Origin of the sequence: Pseudomonas sp. WHRI 8519 (assembly GCF_040224055.2) — a bacterium.
Lineage (GTDB): Bacteria > Pseudomonadota > Gammaproteobacteria > Pseudomonadales > Pseudomonadaceae > Aquipseudomonas > Aquipseudomonas putida_X.
In genome coordinates this window covers 3,834,494-3,846,040 of the sequence record NZ_CP167996.1, presented here as the reverse complement: position 1 = coordinate 3,846,040, position 11,547 = coordinate 3,834,494, and the positions used below count along the sequence as shown (strand labels likewise).

Here is an 11,547-nt window from a genome sequence, read left to right as displayed (position 1 = left end):
GTTAATGCCACGCTCAGCACATGCGCCGCTCTAATTAATTTGAGACAATTCAGGGAAAATTTGGTTTTAGAGAATTAAAGCTGTCGCAGGATGCCGATGAGGTCCTTCTCATCGGCATCCTGCGATGCTCCGGGCCCTTCGCCTAGCTCTCGACTCCGTCACCCTTCCTGCACCCTGGGGACCGGCAACCAATGCTGTTGCGAATCCAACCTGATGAATCGCTCCGTTCGTATGTTGAACGAAACCTTTACCTACAATTCCGTAACTCCGATTTAGATATTCTTAAGTCGGCGGATCTCCGTTGCTACAGTTGGAACAACAGGCAAATAAAGCTCCTTGCCAGCATTATGGGGTGGCATGGCTGTTACGGGTTTAATAAACTGGTGCATTTGCATACCGATTACCCGTTTCGGAGTGTGTTTAAGCCAACAAAACTGTTAGCGTGCTCAGGGGCGGAGTTTGTATCTGGGCGATAATGTTTTGATTCCCTGGCAACTACTCGTACCTATTGCCCATTGTGCGTAAGTGAAGACATTCGATCTCTAGGTTACTCGTATTGGCGACGCTTTCATCCGCATGTAACTATATGCGTTAAGCACAACGTCGATTTGCTCTAGTACTGCGAGTTCTGTGAGCAGCCATTTTCCCGCGATGGCCACTCCATCCAGGTGATGTGGAGCGGATGTGCTGGGCGCAGCCTAGGTAGCGCGGAGCCTGTGGTCAACAAGGACCCTTTGGCATTGCGGCTAGCTCAATTCTACGAAAAAATCTGCTTCCTTGAGTACTACCTTCCCCTGGGAACTGTGCTGCTGGTGCTCGAAAGCGAATTCAAAACAATCGATAATGAGTCTGTTGACCTCAGTTTGAGGAAATGTGTCCATGATTTTTTTGGCTGAAAGGGAATTGTGGGAGCACGATGGCCACGGATTTATCATCCACGAGAATCATGTGTTTGATCTGCTTGATTTAATAACGCTGGCCTACGAGAGTTTTGAAGAATTTCTAGGCCATTACTTAAGTTTGGAATCAGACCCAGCATCAAGCAGGTCGAGGTTTTCCTCAGCAGGGATGCCGAATACAAACTCGACACCTTCGTTTTCCAGACATTGCACAACGACATCGGCGGCCTTGGCCATTGCTATCTACCTCAAGTATTGCATTGCGTGTTGGATCGCAATCGGGGGTCAAGCCGCGCCCAAACTGGCTGCTTGAGGTAGCGGACTTGCCCCACGATGAAGCTCGGTTAGGCCAGCTGGTAAGTCGTCTTCACCCGGGTAAAGAACTGCCGCGCATGCGTCCCTTGTTCACGCGAGCCCAGGCTCGAAGCCCCATTCCCCCCAAACGGCACGTGGTAGTCCACCCCCGCAGTAGGCAAATTGACCATGACCATCCCCGCCGAACTGTTGCGCTTGAAGTGCTCGGCATGGCGCAGTGACGTGGTAACGATGCCGGCGGACAATCCAAACGCGGTGTCCTCGGCGGCGGCAAACGCTTCGTCGTAATCACGCACCTTGAGCACGCTGAGCACTGGCCCGAAGATTTCTTCGCGGTAGATGCGCATGCCTGGTGCCACCTCGGTGAACAGGGCTGGGGTGAACAAGTACGCCCCCGCCTGGTTGTCGATCCGCTCGCCACCACATACCAGCTTCGCCCCCTGCTCAAGGCCGGCGGCCACGTACGACAGGTTCTGTTCCAGTTGCCGGCTATCGACCACCGGGCCGATATCGGTGCTGGCCTGCAGCGCATCGCCCACTTTCAGTGCACGGGTACGTTCGGCCAGGCGCGCGACGAAGGCGTCGTGAATGCCTGCGGTCACGATCACCCGCGAGCTTGCCGTGCAACGTTGCCCGGTGCTGTAGAACGAGCCATTCAATGCCATCTCCACCGCCTGCTCCAGGTCGGCATCGTCCAGCACGATCAACGGGTTCTTGCCACCCATCTCCAACTGCACTTTCTTCATGCCTTCGGCGGCCAACCGGGCGATCTGCCGGCCGATGTGTTCAGAGCCGGTGAAGCTGATGCCGTCAACCAGTGGCGAGCGAATGATCGTGTCACCGACGCTGCGCCCAGGGCCGATCAGCATGTTGAACACGCCCGCCGGCAAACCGGCGCGGGCGATGATTTCGGCCAGCGCCCAGGCCGAGGAGGGCACTAGCTCGGCTGGCTTGAACACCACGCAGTTGCCAAAGCAGAGCGCAGGAGCAATCTTCCACGCCGGGATGGCGATTGGGAAGTTCCACGGGGCGATGATGCCGACGACGCCCAGCGGCTGGGTGAACACATCGATGCCTACGTCCTGGCGTACCGACTGGTATTTTTCGCCTTCGGCGCGCAGGGCTTCCTGGGCATAGAACTTGAACGAGCGCCCGGCGCGGTCCACTTCGCCCAAGGCTTCGCGCACCACTTTGCCTTCCTCGCGGGCTAGCAGCGTGGCCAGCTCTTCACGGCGGGCGAGAATTTCCGTGCCGATGAAGTCCAGCGCGTCAGCGCGCTGTTGCGGATTGCTGCGTGCCCAGGCTGGCTGCGCGCGGCGGGCGGCGGCGATGGCCTGCTCGGTCTGCGCCTGGTCGGCGCGTTCGAAGCGCTCGACCACTTCACCCGGATTGGATGGGTTACGGTTTTCCAGGATGTCGGCACTGCTGCCGAGTGCGATGAAGGCGCCGTCGACATAGCTGCTCTTGGTAACGAGGGTCATGCGGTACGAATCCTTTTTGCTGAAAGTTGGCGGGCGACGAAGTCGCTGATGTTGTCCACGGCGCTGTCCATCAGCTGCTGCATGGCATCTTCGCTGCTCCAGGCGATGTGTGGGTTGAGCAGGAAGTCGTCGCGGTCAATCAGCTGGAACAACGGGTTGCTTGGGTGCACCGGTTCTACCTCCACCACATCCAGCGCCACGCCGCCCAGGCGGCCGGCCTGCAGCGCCTGGATCAGCGCTGCTTCGTTGACCACGCCACCACGGCCGGTGTTGACCACCACGGCGTCGGGCTTCATCAGGGCCAGTTGCTCGGCGTCGATCAGGTTGTGGGTTTCTGGCGTGAGCGGGCAGTTGATCGACAGCACGTCGCAGCTTTTCAGCAGCTCGGCCAGCGGCCGGCAGTCGGGGCCTTTACGTTTGCCGCCGCGGTCCTCGAACAGCACCTGCATGCCGAATGCCCGGGCCAGGTGCGCCAGGCGCAGGGCGATCGGGCCGTTGCCGATGATCGCCAGTTGCTTGTCGCGCACGTCACGGATGCGGTGGTTGAAATAGATGTTCTGGTGCGGCTTTTCGCCGGCATGTACCTGGCGCATCAGCCGGGTGAACGCGGCCGGGCGGCGGAACAGTTCGAGGATCATCGCTAGGCTGTGCTCGGCCACGGTGTTGGCGGCATAGCCTGGAACGCTCGACACTTCGATGCCATGGGTCTCGCAGTAGTCGACATCGACGATGTCGCGGCCGGTCAGGGCCAGCGAGATCATCTTCAGCTTGGGCAACTGGCGCAGGTGCTCCTCACGCAGCGGCACGCTGCAGGTCAGTGCCAGCGTCGCGTCTTTCAGGTGCTCCAGCACCTGGTCGGGGTGGGTGTAGGTAAACTGCTGCCAGCTGTGCTCGCAGGCAGGGCGCTTGAGGCGGGTGGAAGGCGCCAGGCCTTCGTCATCGAGGAAGACGATATGTTCGCTCATGCTGGGTTCCTTATTTCTTCTGCGCCGGTACGTAACCGGCCGGTGCCATGCCAACCAGCTGGCGGGTGATGAAGCCAGCGTCCTGGTCGTGGTCTTCCAGCGATTCCTTGCGCACCAGCGCATCGCGCACCAGGTGCGCGCCAAAGAAGCGGAACGGTTCTGGCGGCAGCAGCTTCATCTTCTGGTTGACCAAGCCACAGTTGGCCCACTCGTCATTGGCATGGGTGGCCAGCGACTTGATGATGCGGCTGGCGAACACCGTGGTGGCCACGCCATTGCCCGAGAAGCCGATGCCGTAGCTGACGGTCTGGTGCTGGTCGAGGTAGCCGAAGTTCGGCAGGCCTTTCATGGCCCGGTCGATCGGCCCGGTCCAGCTGCTGACCACTGGCACGTCCTGCAGTTGCGGGTACAGGCGGCGCAGTTCGGCGGCCACCTTGTCGGCAGCCGGCGAGGGCTTTTCATACAGGTTGCCGATGCGCCCGGCATAGGCGAATTGGCCCAGCGGCTTGCCGAATACCACGCGCCCGTCCGGGGTGTTGCGCCAGTAGTTGAGTACGGTGCGCGAGTCGGTCATGCATTCGCCGCGGCTGAAGCCGATGGCGTCGAGCTTGGCCTTGACCGGCGCGGTGGCGACCATGTCGCTGGACATGATCGCGATCATCCGGCGCAGCTCGGGGAACTGTGCGCCCCAGGCATTGAGGGCCAGCACCACGTGGTTGGCCTTCACATGACCCTTGGCGGTGTGCACCACCGGGTTTTTGCCGCGTTCCAGGTGGGTGAACGGCGACTTTTCGAAGATCTGCACACCCAGTTTCAGCGCCACGCGGCGCAGGCCGCGGGCGAGCATGGCTGGCTGCACGGTGGCGGCGTTAGGGTCGTAGATGCCGCCCAGTACCATTGGCGAGCCGACGCGGCCGCGAATGGTCTGGGGGGCCATCTCCTGGAACGGGTTGACGTCGAGCTTCTGCAGGCCGTCGGTGAGCACGCGCCAGGAGTTCATCTGCCTTTGGTTAGTGGCGGTCCATAGCCAGCCGTCCTTGCGGTACTGGGCGTCGATGTCGTGTTCGCGGCAGAAGCTGCCGATTTCGTCGATGGCCGATTCGGCCGCCTCGCAGATGCGCCGTGCCTCGACATCGCCGCAGATGGTGCGCACCGACAGGTACTTGCCCCACCAGTTAGTGGCCACGCCACCGTTACGGCCACTGGCGCCGGAGCCGCAGCGGTCGCGCTCGACGATGACGATAGTTTTTTCCGGGTGCGCCTGCTTCAGGCGGATGGCCGACCACAGGCCAAGGAAGCCACCGCCGACGATGCACACGTCGGCTTGAATCGAGTCCTGCAGAGCAGGGGCCAGGTCGTTGTCCAGGTCAAGCGCCTGGGCATACCAGAATCCACGGTACATGAGAGGTGCCTCTGAGCATGTTTGTCTTGTGGATACATGATGCTCAGCGTGGCAATGGGGCGGATATTACAGGCATGACAATTGATAGTACGGGTGCGCAACACGTCCGAAGAGTACTATTTACTGACAAATCCATCATATTTCGGCTGGAGTGTGATGCTTAAAATGCGCTAATAGCGGATATCCAGAGGTCAAGGCCATGTTCGCGGAACAGGAATTACAAGCCGAGCACACCGCGCAATCGATTCCGACAGTGAAGCCCGAGCTGCGTGTGGGGTTCGTGTTAATGAACCAGTTCACCCTGGTACCGGTAGCGGGGCTGGTCGACTCGCTGCGATTTGCTGCGGACAAATCGTTTCGCAGCCAGCAGTTGTATTGCCAGTGGGATTGGATGACTCTGGATGACCAACCCATTACCGCCAGCTGCGGCATGCCGATATCGCCGACCAAACCGCTGAACCTACGGGGCCAATACGACTACATTGTGCTCGCCGGCGGCCTGCTGGAACAGACCCGGAATCCGCCGGACTGGCTGCTGGATGCGCTGCGGGACTTGCACGCAGCGAACATTCCGATCATTGCTCTGTGCTCCGGCTCATTCGTACTGGGCAAGGCCGGACTGCTTGATGGCCGGCGCTGTGCGCTGCATTTCACCTTGCGCGATGAATTCAAGGAGCGTTTCCCGCAGTCCACGGCGGTGATCGACAAGAGCTATGTGGACGATCACGGCATCATCACCTGTCCGGGCGGGACCGCCATCGACTTGGCGGCCAACCTCATCCGCCGGCATTGCGGTGCGGTGCGGGCGCAGAAGGGGCTGGAATACCTGTTGGTGGAGGAGCGGGCCGACGAGCAGCAGGACAAGGCGGCCAGCGACAGTGTGTACCAGAACGACCGCGTACAGCGGGCTATCAGCTTCATGCGCGCCAACCTGGATGCGTCGGTGTCCCTCAAGGCATTAGCTGAAGCGGTGGGCACCCACCCTCGGCAGTTGCACCGCGAGTTTGTTACGAATACTCAAGATCCGCCAGCCAACTACTGGCGCAAGCTACGTCTGGACCATGCCCGGCGGTTGTTGGTGAACACCAGCCAGAACATCACCACTATCGCCTTGGCGTGCGGATTTTCCGATGCGTCGCACTTCATCTTGTGGTTCCGCAAGCAGTATGGCGAGACGCCGTATAGCTTCCGCAAGCGCCGGCATGAGGTGGAACGGTTCGATTGGCATGGCGACAAGGTGGGGTTAGACCCAGAGCTTTAATCGGGTGACACTGTTCTTGTCATTTGAGGGAATAGCCTTTGTCAACGTAATGGCTGCAAAGCAGAGCCAATTGAGGGATCAAGGCTGAAATCCTGAGTGCCGCGTAGCGGTCCTTTCCCGACATAAAGCCATTTCAGAAGGGATAGCGCTTACGCAAGTCACGCGCTATCCCTGTTGCAGGAAGTCAGAGCTGGCCAAAGGCCTGGATTTCAATACGATAATCCGGTGTAGCCAATGCCGCTCCTACACACGCCCGCACGGGAGGCTGATCCCCCACCCAGGCGTCATACACATCATTCATCGCGGCAAACTCATTCATGTCGGCTAACCAAATCTGCATGCGCGTAAGGTTGCCTTTGCCCGCGCCGATTTGAGTCAACCACTGTTCCAACTGCGCCAGTACACAGCGTGTCTGCGCAGCGATATCGCCGGATTGCAAGGCGACAATGCCCGAGGTTTCGATACGGCCGTCTACCACTACCATCTGACTCGCGCGTCGGCCGGGGTTGATACGTTCGATCATTGTCTCGTTCCTTAGAACAGCACGTATGTCTTGCGCAGGGTTTCGCGTATGTCCCACACGCCCTCGCAGTGTTCCGGGAACAGCACCGCATCACCAGCACGCAGTTCCACCGGCTCACCACCGTCAGGGGTGAAGGTGCACCACCCGCTGATGATGTGGCTGAACTCACGATTTTTCAGGTGACGGCGGAACACACCAGGGCTACTTTCCCAGACACCGACGCTGGCGCCGATCGCCTCGTCGGTGTGATCTTGGCCGAGAGCTGCCTGGGCTATTGGATACCCAATCGGCAGCCGAGCTGGAGATGATGCGCCTAAAGGGGAAGCGGCGGCATTACGTACAACGGTCAAAGTTTGGGTCATAGAATTCTACTTACGCTTTACGTGGTGAGGACTGCTGGGACGCTTTGCGAGGCTGGCTTTTGGTATTACTCCCGAGCGCCGCAGCTTGTTGCAGGTCGAGCTGCCCGGTTTCTGGAGCAAGCCACCAAGAAATGAGTGCGCCAAACAGCGATACGGCAGCGGCTACGAACATCGTGTTGCCAATGCCGTATGAAGCGAGGGACACCGTTATCAGGTATGTTCCAACCGCCGCCCCCACTCGTGACAATGAAGTGGCGAGCCCTACCGCAGTGGCTCTGATTTCAGTCTGTAAACCATCCGCCGAAAAAGCCACCTAAAAATACACCGATCAGGGCTGATGCCGCGATCAGACCTTCCCAGAAAGTGGTCACTTTAAGTGCGTCAGTGATTTGCATCATCACCACGCCAATGATACTTAGTACGTAACCACCCAGAAAAGGACCGCCTGCAGCTAACTTGCGATGGAAGTTATTAAGGGTACCATATTCTAATGAGTGTTTAGGCCCTGACATGTTCTTCTCCTAGTTATTTTTATTGGCGCGTCTCTTCAGGCCGCGGCGAGGAGTGCTTGCTCAAAGTGGATTCAGGTAGTTTCGCACTCTGATTAATTAAGGTTCGATTTCTTGCATCCGTGCTAGTCGATAACTATCGCATTGGCTACGGGGGGAAAATATAACGTCCGTGACGGGTTGTCTTAGTTTCTGGGCTCGCTGGGGCATCCCGACGAATCGGTAGTCGCAAACGTTACACAAGCTGTCTGTCTCGTTCCATGGGGGCTGCGCAGAGAGAATCGCGACGATGCGCTTGCTCTCATTTGGCCCAGGTGCAGGCTGGTGACCGCTCTGGCTGTCCTCGTCACTTGGAAATAGATGCCCGGGTCAACAGAGCATCGAGTACAACCTCGCAGGCGGCGCCCCAATTAGCAGCCAATGGCTGATGCCTGAGAACTGCTAAGCCATCTGCAGTGAAGGTCCCAGGTGTAGCGATCGTCTGCCCAAGTGTGCTCAGGGACTGTTCGTTTTGCTGCTTAGCGCTAGCTACGCAGTCCTGGACATTGCCTAGTACAAGGGCTCTGGCCTGCGCTTCAGGTAGGCCTTTGTCGCTTAGCCATTGTTGCAGGTCATGCAAGAGAAAATAAAACCAGCCGTTCATGCACGCGGCTACAGTAGCGAGCTCGAATGACGGTTCATCATCCAGGACTACCAAATTGCCAAGGACTCCTAAGCACTGCTGAGCAAGCGTGTCGCTCGGATAGATGACTACTGTTGTTGCATTGTATTGCGCAGCTCCGGACAGCATGACCCGCACGCATTGAGCCTCAGGGAACAACGCAGCGAGCTTATCCGAGCCAAAACCGGCAACGAGTGACAGCAAGCGCTGGCCCGGTTTCAGGCGCACTTGGGTTGCCAGCTCGGCGGCGGAGGTCGGACGCACCCCAAGCAAAAGGATCTCAGAGTGATCTACAACCGATTGATTACAGTCCATCACCTTACAGCGGAACTCTTGAGCTAAGCGTTCAGCGCGTTCAGCGTTTCGAGGCGACACCAATATCTCCCCTTCATAGCCGCCTTTGCGAAGGCCTATGACGGTTTTTTCTGTCAGGTCGCCGACCCCGAGGATGCCTATGGTGTACATGTTCTCTCCTTCAGTCAGCATCACCGCGACAGGGTGGCACAAGGGCCGGGTTACCTACACACTTCACTATCACGTGTTTTGGCGTCAAATAGATATAAAGTGCGAGACGGTTGATGGGAGTTCTAGGCCAGGCTCAAAAACACCGTTCAGTGTTTCGATGAAAGCTGCTAAAGCGTCCGGGTAACGGTTTTTGTCATAATCGTAATAGCGGCTGGTAGCGCGGCTACATAAAATTGAAGAAGAGCATTTTAGGCAGAAGCAGAAAGTGTACCCTGTGGGCGCTTACTAGATTCAGCCGCCCGAAAAGCTGAAGTTCCTCCTACGTATACAATAATTCTACAGATTTGATGAGGTAGCTCCATGGCGCGTGCCCCCCTGGCAAATTTCGAAGGTGAGATCTACGACGTTGTCGTAGTCGGAGGGGGAGCAGTAGGTTGCGCTTCTGCGAGAGAGTTGGCTGGGAGAGGCTATCGAACTCTACTGGTAGAGCGTGCCGACATCGGTTCAGGCACATCATCCCGTTCCAGTCGCATGCTGTACTCCGGGGTTGGTTACCTCGCCCCTCATTTCCCGCTCTGGCAAATTCCTTTCCGCCTGCACGAATTGTGGAATCAGTTCGTTTACGCGCGAAATATCATGCATTGCCGGGCGGAGCTAGTGCGGGACATGCCGCACAGATTAACGAAGCACAGATTCCAGTATCCATTCCGAAAAGGCGATCAATATCCGCACTGGCTGGTAGATCTTGGCTTCCGTCTCATGGAGAAGGTAGCAAGCCGAGGTGTGCCGTTGGCTTACAGAAAAATCTCGTCGAGACAGGCAGCCCAAGAAAGCCAGATGGTCGCAGGGCTTTCTGCCCCAATCTCCAGTGTCGCGGTATTCGAGGAATACATGTATGACTGGCCGGAGCGAATTTGCATGGACACTGCTCTCGATGCTGAGCGTCGGGGAGCGACAATCCGTACCTACACTCAGGTCGCTGGGATCAAGCGTAATGATTCGATGTGGGCGTTGACGCTTGACGATCAAGCACCTGGAAGCTCAGGCCAAGCCCGCGTTAAGGCCAAGATGATTGTGAATGCCGCTGGCCCTTGGGTTGATCGAGTACCAGGTGGAGTGTCCGGCCATACCAAGCGAGTCGTGGGGAAAAAAGGTGTGAACGTAATGGTCCGCCTACCCGACTCTTGGAAGGGTCAAGGCCTCGAAGCCTTCTCCAGCAAGGGTGAGCCTTTCTACGTTTTCCCTTGGGGAGATCACCATTTCGTAGGGCCAACCGAAACGGTTGTGTCCGAAAACCCCGATAACGTTCAAGTTTTGGATTCAGAAATTGAGTACATTTTGAATGAGACCAACCTGCTTTTCCCTCAACTCAAGCTAACTCGCGATGACGTGCGACATAGCTGGTGTGGGGTTCGTCCGATGTCGACGACGGACGGCGAGAATGTGAGCCTACCGGTCCGGGCCATTGAAGATCCGAATCTGCCAAACATGGTCACGATGACGGGTTCGTACATCATGATGCATCGTCACGCCGGCCGGTTGGCTGCTACCTCAGTCGAGAAAAGTTTAGGCAAGCGGAATGCCGCTCCGAAGGGAATGCTGGTAGGGCCGAGCATTGCTCAAAACGACGAGGACATCATCCGAATCATCAAAACAGAGCATGTGGTGACGCTGACCGACCTGATTCGGCGTCGACTTCCAGAAGGGTTGAATCCGTCTACTCTCGGCAGAGACAAAGCGCAGCACCTGTCCAAGATCGCGGCGAATACGTTGGGCTGGACAGAAGAGAAACGGGAGCAGGAGCTCCAGAGGTTTGTGTCTGATACAGCGCGTATCTATCACTGAAATCTAGATGCGGCATGGTGCCGCCCTGAGGGAGCTATTTGCCGTATTAGGTTCACTAAGGCCATTTCTGCCTGCGAAGTGAGTGTCTGGAATCGTGGTTAAACGCGTGCTGGTCAGTGGTGCGTCGCGAGGTATAGGCCGAGCAATCGTTGAGTTGTTTCTTCAGGAGGGCGCGCAGGTGGCATTCTGTGCTCGTGGCGCAGCAGGCGTTGAGCGCGCCGAAAAGGATTTCGGTGCTCGTGCGTTCGGTACAGTTGTAGATGTCACGCAGCCCGAGCAAGTGGCGGATTGGGTCACCGCGGCTGCGGAACGAATGGGTGGTCTGGATATCGTGGTCCCGAACGTGAGTGCGCTGGCGGGTGGTGATGATCTCGATACTTGGCGTCGGGCGTTCGACACTGACCTGCTGGGCAGCGCTGGGATGGTTAAAGCCGCACTCCCAGCACTACGCCAACCAGCTGCCGCCTCGATTGTGCTGATCTCCAGCGTTTCCGGCCGGGAGGTCGATATGTTCGCGGAGCCCTACGGAATTCTGAAGGCTGCTTTGCTGCATTACGGCAAAACCTTGTCGGCAAGGCACGCAAGCGAAGGCATTCATGTGAACTCCGTCTCTCCCGGCAACATGTATTTTGCAGATGGCGTGTGGGGCGATATAGAACGCGAGCAACCGGAGACTTTCGCCAAGTGTCTGGCGGACAATCCACTGGGGCGCATGGCTACGCCAGAAGAAGTGGCTAAGGCAGTTGTTTTTCTCGCGAGTCCGGCTGTCAGCTTCACCACCGGTACAAACTTGCTGGTCGATGGCGGGCTTACCCGATCGGTGCAATTCTGAGCCAGACGGTTTCAATGCCATGCAAGG

Annotated in this window: 11 protein-coding genes and 2 pseudogenes; 4 read left to right on the top strand and 9 right to left on the bottom strand. The window is 57.7% G+C overall.

Annotation, left to right across the window (positions count from 1 at the left end):
- Positions 1–515: 515 nt before the first annotated feature.
- Positions 516–617 (top strand): hypothetical protein, encoded by a 102-nt coding sequence (locus tag ABRP30_RS17650; RefSeq protein ID WP_372490331.1) that lies wholly within the window; start codon positions 516–518, stop codon positions 615–617.
- A 396-nt stretch (positions 618–1,013) separates the two neighbouring features.
- On the opposite strand, the pseudogene ABRP30_RS17645 reads toward ABRP30_RS17650, so the two are convergent.
- The 4 genes and pseudogenes from ABRP30_RS17645 to ABRP30_RS17630 all read right to left on the bottom strand — a co-directional run.
- A pseudogene (locus ABRP30_RS17645) lies at positions 1,014–1,136 on the bottom strand (thiamine pyrophosphate-binding protein); the annotation flags it as partial.
- Positions 1,137–1,243: 107 nt separating this feature from the next.
- On the bottom strand, positions 1,244–2,695 hold the full coding sequence (locus ABRP30_RS17640) for an aldehyde dehydrogenase family protein (RefSeq protein WP_349975001.1): 1,452 nt from the start codon (positions 2,693–2,695) through the stop codon (positions 1,244–1,246).
- Positions 2,692–3,660, bottom strand: coding sequence for an NAD(P)-dependent oxidoreductase (locus tag ABRP30_RS17635; protein ID WP_349975000.1), 969 nt, complete (start codon positions 3,658–3,660; stop codon positions 2,692–2,694). The genes ABRP30_RS17640 and ABRP30_RS17635 overlap by 4 nt, the downstream gene beginning before the upstream one ends.
- 10 nt (positions 3,661–3,670) lie before the next feature.
- Complete coding sequence (locus tag ABRP30_RS17630) at positions 3,671–5,062, bottom strand: FAD-binding oxidoreductase (RefSeq protein ID WP_349974999.1); 1,392 nt, start codon at positions 5,060–5,062, stop codon at positions 3,671–3,673.
- A gap of 199 nt (positions 5,063–5,261) precedes the next feature.
- Here ABRP30_RS17630 and ABRP30_RS17625 point away from each other — a divergent pair, with 199 nt between their 5' ends.
- Positions 5,262–6,323, top strand: a complete 1,062-nt coding sequence (locus ABRP30_RS17625; RefSeq protein WP_349974998.1) for a GlxA family transcriptional regulator — start codon at positions 5,262–5,264, stop codon at positions 6,321–6,323.
- Positions 6,324–6,507: 184 nt separating this feature from the next.
- Here ABRP30_RS17625 and ABRP30_RS17620 read toward each other — a convergent pair whose 3' ends face one another.
- The 5 genes and pseudogenes from ABRP30_RS17620 to ABRP30_RS17600 form a co-directional block, all read right to left on the bottom strand.
- Positions 6,508–6,846, bottom strand: coding sequence for a RidA family protein (locus ABRP30_RS17620; protein WP_349974997.1), 339 nt, complete (start codon positions 6,844–6,846; stop codon positions 6,508–6,510).
- 11 nt (positions 6,847–6,857) lie between these two features.
- Complete coding sequence (locus ABRP30_RS17615) at positions 6,858–7,208, bottom strand: cupin domain-containing protein (protein ID WP_349974996.1); 351 nt, start codon at positions 7,206–7,208, stop codon at positions 6,858–6,860.
- A gap of 10 nt (positions 7,209–7,218) precedes the next feature.
- Positions 7,219–7,494: pseudogene (locus ABRP30_RS17610) on the bottom strand (hypothetical protein); the annotation flags it as partial.
- Positions 7,490–7,720, bottom strand: coding sequence for a hypothetical protein (locus tag ABRP30_RS17605; protein WP_349974995.1), 231 nt, complete (start codon positions 7,718–7,720; stop codon positions 7,490–7,492). The pseudogene ABRP30_RS17610 and the gene ABRP30_RS17605, both read right to left, overlap by 5 nt.
- A gap of 343 nt (positions 7,721–8,063) precedes the next feature.
- On the bottom strand, positions 8,064–8,843 hold the full coding sequence (locus ABRP30_RS17600; RefSeq protein WP_349974994.1) for an NAD(P)-binding domain-containing protein: 780 nt from the start codon (positions 8,841–8,843) through the stop codon (positions 8,064–8,066).
- Positions 8,844–9,203: 360 nt separating this feature from the next.
- On the opposite strand from ABRP30_RS17600, the gene ABRP30_RS17595 reads away from it, so the two are divergent.
- Entirely contained in the window at positions 9,204–10,688 is a 1,485-nt protein-coding gene (locus tag ABRP30_RS17595; RefSeq protein ID WP_349974993.1) for an FAD-dependent oxidoreductase, read from the top strand.
- A gap of 94 nt (positions 10,689–10,782) precedes the next feature.
- The gene (locus tag ABRP30_RS17590; RefSeq protein ID WP_372490330.1) at positions 10,783–11,520 is read left to right on the top strand and encodes an SDR family NAD(P)-dependent oxidoreductase; all 738 of its coding nucleotides are present in this window, start codon (positions 10,783–10,785) and stop codon (positions 11,518–11,520) included.
- Positions 11,521–11,547 lie beyond the last annotated feature (27 nt).